The organism is Paenibacillus sp. 01T47, assembly GCF_056398245.1.
This window is the reverse complement of record NZ_JBFTPA010000012.1, coordinates 51,688-68,988: the sequence shown is the minus strand read 5'-3', so window position 1 is coordinate 68,988 and position 17,301 is coordinate 51,688. Positions and strand designations below refer to the sequence as shown.

The window sequence follows — 17,301 nt, the reverse complement described above, 5'->3', positions numbered from 1 at the left end:
GGTAATATATGCAGGTACCCATGGGCTCGCTACAAGGAGTACAGACAAATGTACATATGCGGCTTTTAACAAACAAAAAACCGCGGGAGCATGCTGCTCTCCGCGGTTTCTGTTTCAACTGTTTTAACTATTTCGATCTGGACAATAAGTATAAGAAGTAAGGTGCTCCAATAACAGCAACAACAATGCCTGTTGGAATTTCGTTTGGCTGGAATGCCCATCTGGCAAGTGTATCCGCCACAATAACGAGCAGCGCGCCTACAAATGCTGAAGCTGGCAATAATACTTGATGCTGTGGACCGACAAGTCTTCTTGCCAAGTGAGGAGCTATGAGTCCGACAAATCCGATGCCCCCGCCGACAGCAACGCAAGAACCAGCTAGGCCTACCGCTGCAGCAAGCAGCAATGCCCGCTCCTTGTTCACTTGAGCTCCAAGTCCAACTGCCAATTGATCGCCTAAATTTAATGTATTCAATGCTTTCGCCTTATATTGCACGATTGGAAAAATAACGATTAACCATGGGAGCAGTGCAAGTACATACTTCCAGTTCGTTCCCCAAATGCTCCCGGCCATCCATACTGCAAAAAACTGATATTTCTCAGGGGTTAGACGCAAAATCAGAAGCTGCATTGCTGCGCTAATACCCGCCGCTACAGCGATACCTACCAATATCATCCGAGTTGGCAATAACCCTCGATGTCTCTTATACGAAAGTACAAAAATGAGCAATGCGGTAAACGATGCTCCGATTAATGCAAGAAACGGCATCAAAAAAATAGAGCCCTTTTCCGTCGTCGGATAAAAAGAAATAAACAAGATAACTGCAAGCCCTGCGCCCGCGTTTATACCCAGCAGCCCTGGATCAGAAAGCGGGTTGCGCGATAATCCTTGTATAATACAGCCCGATACTGCAAAACCTGCACCAATTAATATAGAGATGACAATCCGCGGCAAGCGGAAATCAAATAAAATTAGCTCCTGCTTAGCCGTTCCCGATCCAATTAACGTTTTGAATACGTCAAGCGGCGCTAAGCGAATAAATCCTGTGTTCATACTGATGATAACGGATAAAACAATAAGTACGCTAAGCACAGTCATTACAAGGACTGCGCGTTTTCTTCTACGCTGTTCGGTTTCGGTAATAAAGTAAGTATTCATGCTTATTCTCCCTTCATTCTTGTTACAAGATAGAGGAAGAACGGAACGCCGATAACCGCGATTATAATACCGATAGCCACTTCCTGAGGCGGATTAATCAATCGCCCGCCAATATCAGCCAGCACCATAAGTAAACTTCCCAAAACCGCCGAGCATGGAATGATCCATCTATAGTCGACACCAACAAGGAATCGTGAGATATGTGGAATAATCAAGCCTACAAAACCGATAGAGCCTACCGCTGAAACTGCGGTACCTGCCAGCAATAAGACAATAATGACGCCTGCTGCTTTAACTAGACCAGTTCGTTGTCCAAGACCTGCAGCAACATCATCGCCTAAGCTTAACAATGTAATGGAGCGCGATAACACAATGGCGCCAAGCAGTCCGCCAACTACCCATGGCCATACAATTTGAATTTGCAGCCATTTCGTTCCGGCTACCCCGCCAGCATACCAAAAAGCCAAATCCTGACCAATTTTATAATAAATCGCTATGCCTTCTGTTATAGCTAGCAGCAATGCCCCTACAGCCGCACCAGCCAGTGTAAGCCGCACAGGTGTTAGGCCGCCTTTTGCTAATGAACCGATTCCGTATACGAGTCCCATTGCAACTGCTGCACCCGCAAAACACACAAACATAAGTCCAAGATAAGATATCGAAGGGAAAAAAGCGAAGCAAAGCGCCAACATAAAACCTGCTCCTGCGTTAATTCCAAGCAAGCTCGAGTCTGCTAATGGGTTTCTAGTCATGCCTTGCATAACAGAACCTGCGACAGCGAAAGCTGCTCCCACCAAAGCAGCGGCTAACGCACGCGGCATACGAAGCTCTTTAATAATTTGATGCTGAATGTTTTCCTCATTGAAGTGAAATACACCATCCCACACCGTTGAGAGACTGATATCTGCTGCACCGACGGAGATAGATAATGCGAGCGATAATAAGAGTGCTGCAAACCCGCCAAATAAAATAATCGTAGCCACTAGCGGCCGTGTGCGCAGCTTTGTGCCTGCCAGCGCTTTCTTGCTTGATAGAGAAGACATTTGAATACTACCCTTCTGTATGTATACTTTGGTTGATAAAAAATGCTTCATAAAGGAAGTCTGTTTCCAGACATAAAAAAAAACCCACTCAACTGATAACGATTCTCGTTTTCAATATAGCAGATTTTTCATATGTTTTCAATGCAATAATTTAGATATATCGTGCTGCCTTCATGCGGCTTCTTATCAAGTAGAAAGTCTTCCTCTCATAGCAATAGTCGTAAAGCGGTTAGGAGAGAATCTGCTGATCGACGGTTCTCCCTGTTTTTCTTCCAATAGATCAGCAACAATATGAGCTGTGATTGGACTTAGCAAAATACCGTTGCGATAATGACCTGCGGCCATAATAACGGCTGGCATTCCCTCTACTTGCCCAAGCATTGGCATTCCATCTCGCGTTGCGGGACGCAAGCCTGCCCACCGATGCGCGGTTTCTTTGCCTTTAAGAAATGGAAAAAGCTGATTGCTGCTGCGAATTAAGCGGCCGATGCCTCGTTCTGTCACACTCGTCTCAAAGCCCGCAACATCTTCAGAAGCACCGCATACGAGCCGAGCATTTCTTTTTCCGACCCAATAGGCTTGACTGGAGAAGATCATATGGCGAACTTCAGTTTCTTGATGCTCGTAAGAACAGATTTGGCCCCGAATGGGATGGATCGGAACAGAAAGTCCGAACCATCGTTCATATTCGCCCGACCAAGCGCCCGCGCAGACGACTAGCCGATCAGCATGAACCTTCTTGATCATCGTTTCTGCTCGGACAGACGCTCCCCCGCTCTGTTGAACTGCAACCTCTTCAATTTTACCCGCATGGGATAGGATGACGACACCTAACCTCCGGCAAGCTTCTTCAAGCGCTGCAACAAGTTTTGGCGCGTACACATGGCTCTCTCTTGGCGTAAATACGCCAGCAATTGCCGAATGAGCAAGCTTCGGCTCCAGCTTCCTAAGCTGAGCTGCATCAATAAGCTGAGCTTCGGCTCCCCATTCATTTTGCCACTGCAATCTGGATTGTATGGGTAAGACGTCTGCTTCATGCATAAAAACGTTAATGCTGCCGCTCTGCACCCAATCCGTCGACATGCCTGATTGTTCCTCGATCGCTTTAATCCACGCCGGGTAGCTGCGGTGACTGCTTAGGCACAGCTGAAAAAATTGATCGGGCTGCTCCGTATTTTCTGAAAATGGAGCAAGCATGCCTGCCGCAGCGCCGGATGCTTGCCCTCCGAGTGCGCTTGGCTCAATGAGTGTTACGTTAATGCCTCTACGCGCCGACTCGAAGGCACAAGACAAACCAATAATGCCGCCTCCAAGTATAATTACCGATTGGGGCATTATTGTTCCCCTCCTGCGCTAACTCCTGTTTCAAATAATGAACCTGCCCAATCACTGCTTGCAGATGCATAACGTTTTTTCGGTATGCGGCCAGCCAGCCATGCCAGCCGCCCTGCTTCAATCGCTAATCGAAATGCGCGAGCCATCATAATTGGATCCTGTGCCTTAGCGATAGGCGTATTAGCCAAAATGCCGTCCGCGCCCAGCTCCATCGCTTCCGCAGCATCCTTCGCCGATCCAATACCCGCATCAATGATGACTGGAACCCTCGACTGCTCCGCAATAAGTCCGAGGTTATAGGGATTGAGCAATCCGAGCCCGGATCCAATTGGCGATCCTCCAGGCATGATTGCTGAAGCTCCTGCTTCCTCTAATTTCCGGCATAGGATTGGGTCATCGGATGTATAAGGAAGAACGATAAAACCCTCGTTCGCAAGCTGCTCCGTAGCACGCAGCGTTTCTATAGGGTCAGGCAGAAGTGTTCGATGGTCTCCGCTGATTTCAACCTTAATCCAGTTGCCAAGCCCAGCTTCTCTAGCCAGACGCGCGATTCGAACAGCCTCCTCCGCTGTTCTTGCACCAGATGTATTCGGCAAATATTGCATTTGTCTATCTTCAAAGTGTTGAAGTACCGAATCATCCTCCACACTCTCTAGATTAACCCTTCTAACCGCGAACGTAATAACCTCCGAGCCCGACGCTTCAAGCGCTTGTTGCAGAACAGCAGGACTTGGAAATCGCCCCGTACCGAACAAAAAACGCGACCGCAGCGCATGTCCTCCAATAAGAAGGGTATCTTCATGATCCCAATTTCCCAAAATGTTCAGCCCCCTCCAACAAAATGTACAAGTTCTATAGAGCTTCCGCCAAGTAATTCAGTTTCAGCCCACCTTGCACGTTGTACGATCATACCGTTAAGCTCAATAACGAGCTTTTTATGTTGTTGTCCCAGCTGGACGACCAGTTCCTCCACTGTTTTAGCGCTGGTCTGCTCCTCGCGGCCATTAATCTTCACTATCTTAAAGGGAGGAACATATTCAGAACGGTGGGCATCGATTTTCTTTAAGAAAGCCTGACAAACACTAGCCGGGTCATTATGGCCAACAATGGCTGAAACTGCGCATATTCGTGTCGCTCCCGACGCTAGTACGACATCAACATTTTCAAGTGTGATACCTCCAATAGCCACGAACGGTATCGATATATGATGCGCTGCTTCCCTGACATAACTCGTAGTAACAGCCGTACGGCCCGGCTTTGTTTCGGTAGGATACACTGGCCCAACGCCGATATAATCGGCTCCCTCCTGTTCAGCAGCTAGTGCTTGCTGCAGGTTATGCGTGGATATGCCAATTATGCGGTCAGTACCAAGCCATTCTCTTGCTTTGGCAATTGGCATATCATCCTGACCTAAATGAACACCGTCAGCATCCGTCTCAAGAACAAGATCAGGATAATCATTAATGATAAGAGGCACTTTATATTTTCGCGTTAGTATTCGAAGGGCTTTGGCCTCTTCAAGCACCTCTTCCCTCGTCCCCGTTTTGTTGCGAAGCTGAACCATTTGAGCTCCGCCAATCAGCGCCTGCTCCATCACTTCAACGACTGATCTGCCAGGGTGATTAGATTTTGCTGTAATGGCGTAGAGCTTGAAGTTCCGCCAGCCTTGTCTACTCATTCTCAAACACAACCTTTCATCAAACAAATCATTTGTTTCCATTTCATAAAAACGTTTTAACGAGATTAATTGCATTCTCCGCATCCGCTGTGCCTTGCACAAGCACCCGTCCATCTGGGAAGAGAATCAGCTGCTCTCCGCTTGAGATCATCGCTTTCACTAAATACCGATTCACGGTGAGCGTGCAGCCAAGCGCTCTCAAAGTTTGCTCTACCTCTTTTAAATCAAACGGCTTGCCTAACGTCACCTGAACCGTATCCCTACCGCATAATACGGTAGAGCTTATTTGAGTGTCTTCCGCTCTATCAGCTTCAAAACAACGCTTGTCGTCAGTTGCTCCATCAGGCGTTTGACCACAGAATGGACACTCGGTACTGAATGCCGGCAGCTCCGATTCCCGCATTCGAAATGACCATAGATCAATGCTCAACCACGTTTTACGCAGCGCCGAATCATTGCCAGTGAGCCATTTTATCGCCTCAGCTGCTTGCATTGATGCGATCCATTCAACCGCTGGAGCGAGTACGCCTACCGTATCGCAAGTATCCGCCTCCTGCTCCATATCATCTGCTCCGATTAAACAGCGTAAGCAAGAAGTCTCTCCAGGAATTAATGTTGCCTGCATGCCCTGCGCCCCGGCCACCCCGCCATAAACAAATGGGATTCGCTGTCTAAAGCATTGGTCGCTGACCAGCAGCCTTGTCGCTGCATTATCCGTCCCATCAAGGACGAGATGGACTCCTCCGGCGAGAAATCCGATGTTCTGTGCATTCACATCCGCTACTGTCGCCATAATGTTTACACTGCTGTTAATTTGGCGAAGCCGATTGGCAGCGGCCACTGCTTTGGGCATCACAGCCAGCGCGTCCGCCTCGTCAAAAAGCATTTGGCGCTGCAAGTTGCTCGGCTCAACAAAATCCCTGTCTACCAGCCTAACTTCCCCGACACCGGCTCTTACCATATGCTGCGCAAGTGAAGCGCCTAATGCGCCAACACCGACGATAAGCACCGAGGCATCGGCCAGCTTCCGCTGGCCTGCCTCTCCAATGAAAGCAAATCTCGTTTGCCTCGAATAACGATCTGCAAAAGCATCAAGAACAGAATCAACCATAAATCTTGCTCCCTGCCGCCTTGAATGCATCTGATTTTTCCTTCATTCCCGCTTCAATGGCTTCCGTTGTTTCCATATCGTTTTGCGCGGCATACTCTCTTATATCTTGGGTGATTCGCATGCTGCAAAACTTCGGCCCGCACATGGAGCAGAAATGAGCGGATTTCGCAGCATCAGCCGGAAGCGTCTCATCGTGGTAAGCCATCGCACGCTCTGGATCAAGCGATAGATGGAATTGATCACGCCAACGAAACTCGAATCGCGCTTTGGACAATGCATCATCACGCAGCTTAGCTCCCCGGTGCCCTTTCGCCAAGTCAGCCGCATGCGCTGCAATTTTGTACGTAATAACGCCTTCCTTCACATCCTCCTTATTCGGAAGGCCAAGGTGCTCCTTCGGTGTTACATAACAAAGCATCGCCGTGCCGAACCATCCAATCATTGCAGCACCAATTGCCGAAGTAATATGATCATAACCTGGCGCGATATCGGTCGTTAGCGGTCCTAATGTATAGAAAGGCGCTTCATCGCACACCTCTAGCTGACGGTCCATATTTTCTTTGATCAAATGCATAGGCACATGGCCAGGGCCTTCAATCATCACTTGTACATCATGCTTCCATGCGATCTTCGTTAGCTCACCAAGCGTATCCAGCTCAGCAAACTGAGCAGCGTCATTGGCATCTGCTATAGAACCGGGTCTCAGGCCGTCACCGAGCGAGAATGATACGTCGTATGCTTTCATAATTTCACAAATGTCTTCAAAATGCGTATATAGGAAATTCTCCTTATGGTGTGCCAGGCACCAAGCTGCCATAATTGATCCGCCTCGCGAGACAATACCCGTAACGCGCTTTGCCGTAAGTGGTATGTAGCGCAGCAGTACACCTGCATGAATCGTAAAATAGTCGACACCCTGCTCGGCTTGTTCAATAAGCGTATCGCGGAATACTTCCCAGCAAAGGTCTTCAGCTTTGCCATTCACTTTCTCCAGCGCCTGATAAATGGGTACTGTGCCAACCGGAACCGGTGAATTTCGCACGATCCACTCCCGCGTCGTATGGATGTTTTTCCCCGTGGACAAATCCATAATTGTATCGGCTCCCCAGCGCGTCGCCCAAGTCATCTTCTCCACTTCCTCTTCAATCGAAGAAGCTACAGCAGAGTTGCCGATATTAGCATTGATTTTAACGTGAAACTGCCGCCCAATAATCATCGGCTCACTTTCAGGATGGTTGATGTTCGTCGGAATAATGGCACGGCCGGCTGCGATCTCGCTGCGAACAAATTCTGCACTCATCCCTTCGCGAATAGCGATGTATTCCATCTCAGAGGTAATGATCCCTTTGCGGGCGTAATGAAGCTGCGTAACATTTTGCCCTCTTTTGGCACGAAGCGGTTTCCTCGTTAACCCTGGGAATCGTTCCGCGCCTCGCTGCTCTGCTTTTTCAGCAGAAATAAATCCATTATCCTCCGGTTTGATTTCCCTGCCCTCATAGGGCTCTACATCACCACGCTCCAAGATCCATTCGCTGCGAATACCGGGCAAACCGCGCCGAACATCTGCCTCATACGTTTCATCGGTATAAGGACCGCTTGCATCATAAACTCTTACAGGTTCATTCGGCAGCTCTTCACCATTTCTGCCAGTACTAGCTTCAAGTGCAATTTCTCTCATCGGAACACGGATGTTTCCCTTTGAGCCCTCAACGTACACCTTGCGGCTGCCCGGAAGCGGAGTAGAAAAAATAGACATCACAAAAACCTCCTAATGGAATAATAGAATTCCTCCTGGAGGCATACGCAAGCATATGAGAAAGTTTAAAACACCGCTGCTATACAAGTAGCTAGGCTGCTACAAGAGCTGCAATCGCTGGAGCGTGCATGGCGGCCACAAAGCTATATCAATTCACTGGCGCCAAACAAAAAAACCGCTCCAGCAAAGGAGCGGTCGAAGAGTGTCGTCATGCGAGTGTTATCTTGCAAGGGTTCCCCTAAGCAGATAAAGTCATGCCGCATAAGCTGAGGCTTCAGCAGATTCCGGCAGAGCTTTCACGCGCAAAGCATAAACGCACAATCCCACTTTCCTACGCTGGCATAACCCAGATCAGGTTCAAAGGGACCAAAGCGATTCGCTTTATCTCAGCCATTACGGCGCCCCTAGTGGATTTCCTTGTTTGACTATACCGTTTAGTAAAGAAGGGTGTCAACCCTCTATTTTCCAAACCGCGGAAAAATACAGCCTGCTACAGTCCGCTTTCCTTCAGCAGCCTTACCCATCGATCAGCGGTGTGACGCCATGTAAATGTCTGCTCCACACGCTCGCGGCTGCGTCGCCCCAGCTTTTGCCTGAGCTGTTTATCGCGAAGCAGCAGATGCAGCTTTTCTCGCAGCTCTCGCTCGATATGAAGCTGATTGACCAAATAGCCTGTTTCGCCATTACGGATAATTTCTTTCATTCCGCCTGCACGTGTCGCGACTACCGGAACGCCGCAGGACATCGCCTCGACATTAACGAGCCCAAACGCCTCCCTCTGTCCAGATGGAACGACCGCTACATCGGCAACGAGCATCCAGCTGGGCACTTCCGAATGTGGCACGTAGGGCACAAAACGAACATGACCCGGACATTTGCGTCCAAGCTGTTCAAGCTTGCGCGCATAAGCCGTTTTGCGATGCGAGCCATAAAATGGGCTCCCTACGATGATAACGACGAGCTCTGGGTGGCTTTTGGCAAGCTGCGGCACGATATTGAGAAGATGATGAACGCCCTTAAGCGGAATAAGCCTCCCCATAAAAAGCACCACTTTTTTACCATTCAATCCTCTCTTTTGCCTTAAACTCTCCCGTTTAGCGGCTCCTTCGGAGGAATATTGTGAAGGGAACCTGGCCGTATCTACGCCAGGATAAATGACTCGCAGCTTCGAAGCGACCTCTGGCGCTTTCGACACTACAATTCGCCTTAGAAACTCGCTATTTACGATGATTCTATCTGCGGCCTGCAAGCACTTATGCAAGTTTGCAGAAGAAATATAGGAGGGTGAAATAAAGGTGGAGGAATGCAAATAAAGCCAGACTCGTTTGCCAGGATTCAATCGCTTCATCGTTAGCACAAATTGGGGACGATTCTCGACGTCGATGACGTGAGGAGAAAAACGGTGAACCGCATGTCCTACCTCTTGAATATATCGCTGCTTATTGCCCGCTGCAAACCGTTCACAAACAACACCGTTAAATTGTCCTTGACGAGGCAATCGCTTGCTCAGTCTTCCAAAAATACGAGGTTCTGCGTAAGGCTTAAGCAGCGGGGCAAATTTCTCTACCACTCGCTCAACCGAGCTGCTCCCTGATGAAGGAATCGGGAAGGAGCCTGGTGTTACAATTGCAACTTTAATAGGTGCCATTTATTCGTATGCCTCCTGCATGATCTGCTTTTTTTGCAGTATCATACGTATCTAGCAACGGCTTTGGCACGGCTTTTCCAAGGCTATAGCTTGAATTTCATTTGGAATAGTCCAGCTCTTCGAGCTGCCATATAGATGATCACGACAAGCGGTCCTATGAATACACCAATAACACCGACGAGTTTGAAGCCGACATAAAGACTTACAAGCGCTGACAATGAGCCGATCCCTACTGAATCACCGAGAATTTTAGGCTCTACGATACGACGGAATACGGTAATAACTAGAAATAGAATAATTAGCCCTACCCCTACAAATACATTGCCCGTCAGCAGCAAATAACTTCCCCATGGCACAAGTACAGAACCTGTTCCAAGAATCGGCATAATATCAACAATGATAATAAGCAGCGCGATAGCAAGCGGATATTTGACATTAAGTATGAGCAAACCGATCAACGAAATGATGTAGGTGAGTGCACTCAAAATAAACTGCGAACGCAAGAAACCAAAAATTGACTTTTTGAGATTGTTCAGCACATCATTGACCTGAGGCTGCGATTTTTCTTCAAATAATGAAAGCACCGTTGCCTTCATCGTATTTAGACTAAAGCTCATCATGTATACCGCCACCAAGAAAACGATAAAGAAGATGAACATGCCCGGGATGCTCGAAGCGAAAGCGATAACGGTGTTCGATAACGTACCCACCATTTTCGTTAATGTACTCGTTAGCTCCATTAGCCATTTCTCTAACGTTTCAATGGCGTCAGGAGGGAAGTTTTGATATAACGATTGTGCCTGAAACATGAGATCGTCTACCATCCCATTGGCATTTTCGAAGTATTGGGGCACTTTTTTGAAAAAGGCTATTAATTCGGCTACCACTTTCACGCCAAGCAGCGCGATTAGTCCGATGAGAATAACCGTAAACAGGCTGCTTGATATTGTAGCTGCCACCAGCCGATTCATTCGGAATTTTTTCATAAACAGCTGATTAAGCGGCTCAAGAAAAATAGCTACAACAAGCGCAAGCAAGAAAGGAGCACCTACCGTAAAAAACAGATAGAGCAACAATAACCCTAAAGCGATAAATACGATTGTCTTAATAGACACAGCTTCTCCTCCTCTCTATTCTTTTATATGCACTTTACGCCACTCTTAAACCAGCTCTTTCATACTAATCCAGCACTGCGCTGCGCTCATGAAAATTAACATCTTTATAGTACATATCCTTAACAAGGAGGTTAGGTCCGCAGCATGAAGCGACCGGGCAGTGACAATTCACACTTTGCGCAAGGGAATGGTCCAGCCATTTATCAAATAAATCCTCCAATTTGGACGAACCGATGTTGCCAAAAGCGGGTACGTCAGAAAAGTCGGTTACAAATACATCGCCTGTAAACAAGTTTACGTTCAGCCGATTGCGGCCGTCAGGATCGTTGCGTACCGTTACATTTGGCTCATTCGCTAATCTTCGCAGCAGTTCACGTTCTGATTTGCTGTCACTGCATGGATAAAAGGGAAGTGTACCGAACAGCATCCAAACGGATTGGTCTCGCGCTTTCAGCAAGCGTTCAATAGCTTCCAGCATTTGCTCACGTGAGAGAACCGGTAAATCCTTCGCAAAGGAGCTAGGATACATCGGATGCACCTCATGCCTCTGACATCCCATATCCACAATCAGCTGATGAATCTCATCAATTTTGTTATACGTTTTGTAATTGATCATAGACTCCGCAGAAACGAGTACACCTGTCTCGCTAAGGCGACGCGTGTTTTCGATCATTCGTTCATAAAGCTTGGTCGCAGCTTCGAGCGATACATGGTGATTGGCTTTCGCAAATCCAATTTGGTGAAAATCTTCTGGAGACGTGTAGTTAAACGAAATGTGCATGACATCTAGATAAGGAGCTAGCTGCTCATAACGGCTGTAAGGCAGCGTCACGTTCGAATTGATTTGGGAGCGAATGCCGCGGCTGCGGGCGTATTGAAGCAACGGCACCATGTAATCACGAACCGTTCGGTCGGAGAAGGATGGCTCCCCGCCTGTAATGCTTATCGTTTCGAGATGCTCTACTTCATCCAGTCGGTCCAGCATCTGCTTAAGCGGCAGCTTGGCGGGTTCTGTCATTACAAGTGTATCTCCAACTGCGCAATGCTCGCATCGCATATTGCATAGGTTGGAAACGGTCATTTCGACGCTTGTTAAGCGATGTCTTCCATATTGCTGCAACGAACGAATGGGATCCCACGGATCATTCGTTGGCGAAAGTGTGGATAACGGTGTTCTTGATTGTTGAAATTGTATTGTGTTCATTTTTTCTTCAGCACCTGACTTATTTTCTGGAATGAATCATTCTTTAGTTATTGTAATGCGCGACTGCAAAGGAAGCAAATAAAACGGCAAAAAAAGAAGCAAAAAGGAGCCATAAGCGGCTCCCAATCTGTCTTTCGTTAAATTCCTGAGGCAAACTGCACTTCGCTCGCGTCATCGTTCACGCTGACGATCATCATTGTGAGCTGCTTCGACAAATCGATCTCGTAAGGCGATTTCAGTTCCTCGCCTGCTTCATTATATAGAATACGAATAATAGGTCGATGCGGGTAAGAATGATTAAGATCTGCTACGATACCCGACTCTCCTGTTTGCAGCTTAACTGTTATTCCAATCGGGTAAATAGCAACCTTATCGCGGAACAGCTGCAGCATTCGCTGCTCGTATAACGTTCCCGTACCGGCATAAAGCCGCTCAATCGCGTGATGCGGAAGCATTGGAGCACTGTAGACGCGATTTGTTGTCATGGCGTCATACGAATCGACCAACCCGATCCACTTGGCATAATCATGAATTTCATTGCCTTTGATTCCGCGCGGATAACCGCTTCCGTCAATTCGCTCATGATGCTGGAATGCACAGTGGGCAACAAGCAGCGGCAGGTTAGGCTCATCCTTGAGCAGCTCGTAACCGATTCTCGCATGCTGCTTCATCGCTTCGAACTCTTCTTTGGAGAGAGAGCCTGGTTTTCTTAACACATCGATCGCAATCTGCGTCTTGCCGATATCGTGAAGAAGAGCACCCATGCCAAGCGTCGTAAGCTCATCCTTGGAATAGCCGTTCGACATACCAAGCAGGGTCGTATAAACGCAGACGTTTAAAGAATGCTGGAACAAATAATGATCAACGGAGCTCATGTCCATTAACATGATCATTGCATCCTTATGACCGGAGAGGTCATCGATAATCATATTCATCATATTTTTAAATGGCTGTGCGATATAGGGGTAGGTTACGCCTTTTTTGCGTTTAGGACGATCCATCATTTCGCGGAAATTCGTTCGAATTTCCTTCAGCGCGATTTGCATCGTTTCCTCTCTAATTAAAGAAGGCAGCACAATATCATCCGTCTTCGGATCTGTTATATAAACATATTGAATTCCGCATTGATCCAAGCGGGATATAAGTCTCTCTGTCAGTTCCATATTTTCGCCAAGAAGAACGATACCCTCTTGCGAAAATATTTTTTTGGCCAGCTTCATACCCGGCCTGCATTTCGCTATTGGCAACAACCGCATTTTCTCGATCCTTCCCCATTAAAAGTCGGCTAACTATTACATCGGAAAAAATCGTTCGTAATGTTAATGTACGGGATATACGGGAAAATCGCAACCATTTTATACTATATTTTCGACATGAATTGTCGATATTTTTCATATTCTTTGTCAAATCGAGGTATTTTCCCATCTTAGCTGACAACATTTCGCCAATTCAGACGAATTTTGCAGCTGCGCTTCGATTACGTCTCGAATGAATTCGGGCAAGTAATAGTTCACTTGCACCGCGTTAGCGAGCGACTCGTAACCCGCCTTGAAACTGAACATATCGATCGTTCCCAGCTTATACAGTCGTTCATCATCCAGCGTTTCTCCATTAACTGTTACCTGTATGAGTCTATCCATCGGCATTCTGTTCGAATCATAGGTAACGGACAAACCATCTATGGCAAGCGTTCCAAGCACTTCACCGCGAAAGCCGTATCCCTTGATCGGCTTATGGATAAATTCGGGCAGCAGCGCTTGCTCCAGCGCTGTCCTTATATCCGTGCCTGCGATGAGCATGAGGCAAGGATTAATCGGCGACGGACAGAGGGCGTGCAATTCGCCCGCTGTCACGTCCCCTTGCGCGAGGCCGCCGAGCAGCTGTCCAGCGTTGACGATGCCGATCTCGGCATCGGTCCAGCGGCGCAAGCCAGCGGCCAGCAGGTTGCCGAGCGGTGATTCCCGCTCGGCTCTGGCGGGCAGCGGTGCAGAAAGCCGGGCGATAACCCGGCTTAGGCGCTGCTGTCCCGCCTTTAGATAGCTGCCGATGATGGCGGCAGCTTCGGGATGCTCTGCCATTGCGGCCGTAGGAACGCAGGTTGCGCGGAACATTGGGCGCGAGGAAACGTTGTCCATTCCGATTTCTACTCGCCCAATATACTCGCCGAATTTTCCGGCTGCACAAATCGTCGTATCACCGATAACAATCGGCTCTTCCAATAAATGATGGGTATGTGCTCCCAAAATAAGATCGATGCCCTCAAGCTTCTCCGCCATTTGCTTATCGAAGGTAATCCCGATATGGGACATCACTACCAGCACATCTACCTTATCTCTCAGCTTTGCCGCCTGTTCTTGCACCGCCGCGAATGGATCGGATACCTGCCAGCCTAGCAAGGAATAAAAGTCAGAAAAGGCCGCTGTGACGCCTATGATACCGATTCGAAGTTCATTTTTATCAATAATAATACTTGGCAGCAGCCAATCAGGCTGCTCACCTGAAGCAGCCTCGTGCATATTGGCACAAACGACAGCAAACTGAGCGCGATCGGTATACGCCTCCGAAATCGTCTGAGAAGAATAAGTAAGTCCTTCATTATTGCCAAGTGTTATTACTTCATAACCAGCTTGATTTAAAAGTTCTACATTAACAATCCCATCGCTGCCTTCGGTCTCCACTCGCATGCGATCCATATGGTCTCCGCAGTCTACCGCAAGCACTCGCTCATTGCCCCAGCTTCGTCTTTCCTCTGCGATAAAAGAAGCGATCTTGGCGGCATGCTCCAGACGACTATGTATATCATTGCTATGAAGAAGCACTACCCGTGTACGGAAACTGTCCGTCAAATTCATGCACGCCTCCTTAATGCCTGTACTCAGCGACACAAAACCAGTCTACTTGTTATTACGCAAATCATTCATCGAAAATGTATGCTTAAAACCATATGCTGCTTCAACCTGCGTATTTGGCTCATCGTGTCCCATTTTGAGTTTAACGATGCGTTTCACATTTAAGCATTTGCTGCTGCCGTTGGGCACATAAAGGCGGATAGGGCCTGCCTTCTGCAAAGGCAAGCCATTAATCCGGTAAAGCACAGCCGCCTGCTCAAGCTGCTCCCATGGAATAGTAGCCTCGAAAGAATCCGCCGCTTCTACAATTAAATATGATGGCGTCTTGGACGCTGCAGCATTCTCAGAATTATTGTCCCTCATCCATGCAGCGTACCATTGATATAAGTCAAATGCTTCACCTTCAGCATCCGGCACTCTGCCTGCTATAAGGAAGCTTGCGCCCGAAAGTTTTGCCATCTCCTCTGGGGTCGTAACGGACATTTCTATCTCAAAATGTTCAATCTTGATCTCATGCATCAGCTGCTCGTCAGCCTCCAATCTGCGACATCCGCCGTTCGGTAGGAATATGCGTTTGTGCGCTGTCAGCCAGCTTAGCCGCCATTTCATGATTTTCCGGCTTAATGTCCATCGATTTCAGCAGCAACTGCTGCATTTCTTCTGGATGCCCAAATGCTTCTCTTACATTCAGCTCATCTACCCAATATAAGCAAGGCTTAATGGACCCATCCGCTGTTAAGCGCAGCCGATTGCAATTGCTGCAGAAGTGATCGCTGATGGGATGAATAAGCCCGAAGGAGCCGCGGCCGCCCTTCATTTGCCAATCCTCTGAAGGACCGTTTCCATGCACGTTTGGTCCGCGGCTAATCGTATAGCCCTCTTGCTCTGCTACTTCCAGTACACGCGAAAGCGGCAAATAATGCTTTTTCCAATTTTCATCCGCATGGCCGATTGGCATATATTCAATAAATCTAACATGCATCGGCTGCTCGTAGGCGAGTTTTAAAAATGCGGCAATTTCATCCTCATTTACTTCTTTAAGAAGCACGCAATTCAGCTTAATAGGGTCGAAGCCTACTGCTGCTGCCGCTTCGATTCCTTCCATCACACGTTTTAATTCCCCGCTTCTTGCAATAAAACGAAATCTTGCGGAGTCCAGCGTATCTAAACTAATATTCACACGATTCAAGCCTGCTGCTCGAAGCGCTTCCGCTTGTTTGGCTAGAAAAACACCATTCGTCGTTAATGCTATATCTTTAATGCCAGCTATGGCAGATAATCTTTTAATTAAACCATCGAGACCCGGCCTTATAAGCGGCTCGCCTCCGGTAATGCGCAGCTTCGTAATGCCAAGCGCCGCACCCGCTTCAACTACCTCGACAATTTGATCATAGGAAAGTAAATTTTCTGATTCTGTGAATTCCATTCCTTCCTCTGGCATGCAATACAAGCATCGCAAATTACAACGATCCGTTACTGAAATACGTAAGTAATCGTGTACCCGTCCAAAACGATCCGTCAATGTCGGCATGACCTTCACTCCCTTTCTGTACGAGTATAAGCATAACATTTTTTCTTGAATTATGATATTCTATAAACAGCTTCAAACCTATACGATGAGAGGTTTTATACCATGAAATATGACTGGATTATTAAATTATTTGCAGGGCTTCCCGAGCGAATTGGGGCCCCTTCCATACAGCTGCAATCGGATTTGGAGAAAATGAGCGTAGCCGATCTGAAGGCCGCCATTTCTGACGAATACCCAGATCATCAAGCATTAATACAGATAGCTTTTATCGCATGCAACCACGTTTACGCCGCCGAGGATACGATCATACACGCCTCTGACGAGCTAGCCCTGCTTCCGCCAGTATCCGGAGGAGAAGAGAAACAAGAGCTTGCCAAGGAGCCTATAGAGCGCTATATCGTAACAAACGATGTCATTAGCTCCGATGCTGTGCTTGCAAAAGTTATCGTACCTGAAAATGGTGCCTCTATTGCATTTGTAGGAACAACGCGTGAATGGACACATGGGCAGCGTACGGTACGGCTTGAATATGAAGCCTATGCACCGATGGCCATTGCAACGATGCAGCAAATTGGCAATGAAATTGCCGAGCGCTGGCAAGGCGCCTTATGTGCCATCAGCCATAGAATTGGCGTTGTTGGCCTCGCTGAGACAAGCGTCGTTATCGCGGTGTCATCCCCCCACCGTGACAGCTGTTACGAGGCGAGCCGCTACGCCATTGAACGTCTTAAACAAATCGTCCCTATATGGAAGAAAGAAATTTGGGAGGACGGATCAGAATGGAAAGGGCATCAGCTTGGCCCGTGGAATCCTACTGAACAATTAAAGGACTTTTAGAATTACAACTAGGCGTGTCGAACATGGCTTCACGA

Annotated in this window: 15 protein-coding genes and 1 riboswitch; of the genes, 1 reads left to right on the top strand and 14 read right to left on the bottom strand. The window is 47.8% G+C overall.

Annotated elements, in window-relative coordinates:
* Window positions 1-127: 127 nt before the first annotated feature.
* The 14 genes from AC1DOV_RS21900 to moaA form a co-directional block, all read right to left on the bottom strand.
* On the bottom strand, window positions 128-1,159 hold the full coding sequence (locus AC1DOV_RS21900) for a FecCD family ABC transporter permease (RefSeq protein ID WP_477551064.1): 1,032 nt from the start codon (window positions 1,157-1,159) through the stop codon (window positions 128-130).
* Window positions 1,160-1,161: 2 nt separating this feature from the next.
* Window positions 1,162-2,202: a FecCD family ABC transporter permease gene (locus AC1DOV_RS21895; protein ID WP_339204068.1), complete on the bottom strand. Its 1,041-nt coding sequence runs from the start codon at window positions 2,200-2,202 to the stop codon at window positions 1,162-1,164.
* A 186-nt stretch (window positions 2,203-2,388) separates the two neighbouring features.
* Window positions 2,389-3,537, bottom strand: coding sequence for a glycine oxidase ThiO (gene thiO, locus AC1DOV_RS21890; RefSeq protein WP_477551063.1), 1,149 nt, complete (start codon window positions 3,535-3,537; stop codon window positions 2,389-2,391).
* Entirely contained in the window at window positions 3,537-4,355 is an 819-nt protein-coding gene (locus AC1DOV_RS21885) for a thiazole synthase (RefSeq protein WP_441885417.1), read from the bottom strand. Before AC1DOV_RS21885 ends, thiO begins: the two co-directional genes overlap by 1 nt.
* Before the next feature lie 5 nt (window positions 4,356-4,360).
* Window positions 4,361-5,215 carry a thiamine phosphate synthase gene (thiE, locus tag AC1DOV_RS21880; RefSeq protein WP_477551062.1) on the bottom strand — a complete coding sequence of 285 codons (855 nt, stop codon included), beginning with the start codon at window positions 5,213-5,215 and terminating at the stop codon, window positions 4,361-4,363.
* 43 nt (window positions 5,216-5,258) lie between these two features.
* Window positions 5,259-6,326 carry a ThiF family adenylyltransferase gene (locus tag AC1DOV_RS21875; protein WP_477551061.1) on the bottom strand — a complete coding sequence of 356 codons (1,068 nt, stop codon included), beginning with the start codon at window positions 6,324-6,326 and terminating at the stop codon, window positions 5,259-5,261.
* Window positions 6,319-8,082: a phosphomethylpyrimidine synthase ThiC gene (gene thiC / locus AC1DOV_RS21870; RefSeq protein WP_477551060.1), complete on the bottom strand. Its 1,764-nt coding sequence runs from the start codon at window positions 8,080-8,082 to the stop codon at window positions 6,319-6,321. Before thiC ends, AC1DOV_RS21875 begins: the two co-directional genes overlap by 8 nt.
* A gap of 311 nt (window positions 8,083-8,393) precedes the next feature.
* Window positions 8,394-8,498: riboswitch (TPP riboswitch) on the bottom strand.
* Between the two features lie 74 nt (window positions 8,499-8,572).
* Entirely contained in the window at window positions 8,573-9,730 is a 1,158-nt protein-coding gene (locus tag AC1DOV_RS21865) for a glycosyltransferase family 4 protein (RefSeq protein ID WP_076270260.1), read from the bottom strand.
* An 83-nt stretch (window positions 9,731-9,813) separates the two neighbouring features.
* Window positions 9,814-10,845 (bottom strand): sporulation integral membrane protein YtvI, encoded by a 1,032-nt coding sequence (gene ytvI / locus AC1DOV_RS21860; RefSeq protein WP_076270261.1) that lies wholly within the window; start codon window positions 10,843-10,845, stop codon window positions 9,814-9,816.
* Between the two features lie 64 nt (window positions 10,846-10,909).
* A complete protein-coding gene (yfkAB, locus tag AC1DOV_RS21855; protein WP_076270262.1) occupies window positions 10,910-12,049 on the bottom strand; it encodes a radical SAM/CxCxxxxC motif protein YfkAB in 1,140 nt (379 codons plus the stop codon).
* A gap of 137 nt (window positions 12,050-12,186) precedes the next feature.
* On the bottom strand, window positions 12,187-13,305 hold the full coding sequence (locus AC1DOV_RS21850) for an HD-GYP domain-containing protein (protein WP_076270263.1): 1,119 nt from the start codon (window positions 13,303-13,305) through the stop codon (window positions 12,187-12,189).
* Between the two features lie 147 nt (window positions 13,306-13,452).
* The gene (locus AC1DOV_RS21845) at window positions 13,453-14,901 is read right to left on the bottom strand and encodes a bifunctional metallophosphatase/5'-nucleotidase (RefSeq protein WP_477551059.1); all 1,449 of its coding nucleotides are present in this window, start codon (window positions 14,899-14,901) and stop codon (window positions 13,453-13,455) included.
* A 42-nt stretch (window positions 14,902-14,943) separates the two neighbouring features.
* Window positions 14,944-15,438: a hypothetical protein gene (locus AC1DOV_RS21840; RefSeq protein WP_477551058.1), complete on the bottom strand. Its 495-nt coding sequence runs from the start codon at window positions 15,436-15,438 to the stop codon at window positions 14,944-14,946.
* The gene (gene moaA / locus AC1DOV_RS21835; protein ID WP_076270264.1) at window positions 15,428-16,429 is read right to left on the bottom strand and encodes a GTP 3',8-cyclase MoaA; all 1,002 of its coding nucleotides are present in this window, start codon (window positions 16,427-16,429) and stop codon (window positions 15,428-15,430) included. The genes AC1DOV_RS21840 and moaA overlap by 11 nt, the downstream gene beginning before the upstream one ends.
* Before the next feature lie 102 nt (window positions 16,430-16,531).
* Between moaA and AC1DOV_RS21830 the strand changes: the two genes are divergently transcribed.
* Window positions 16,532-17,266: a molybdenum cofactor biosynthesis protein gene (locus AC1DOV_RS21830; protein ID WP_477510584.1), complete on the top strand. Its 735-nt coding sequence runs from the start codon at window positions 16,532-16,534 to the stop codon at window positions 17,264-17,266.
* Window positions 17,267-17,301 lie beyond the last annotated feature (35 nt).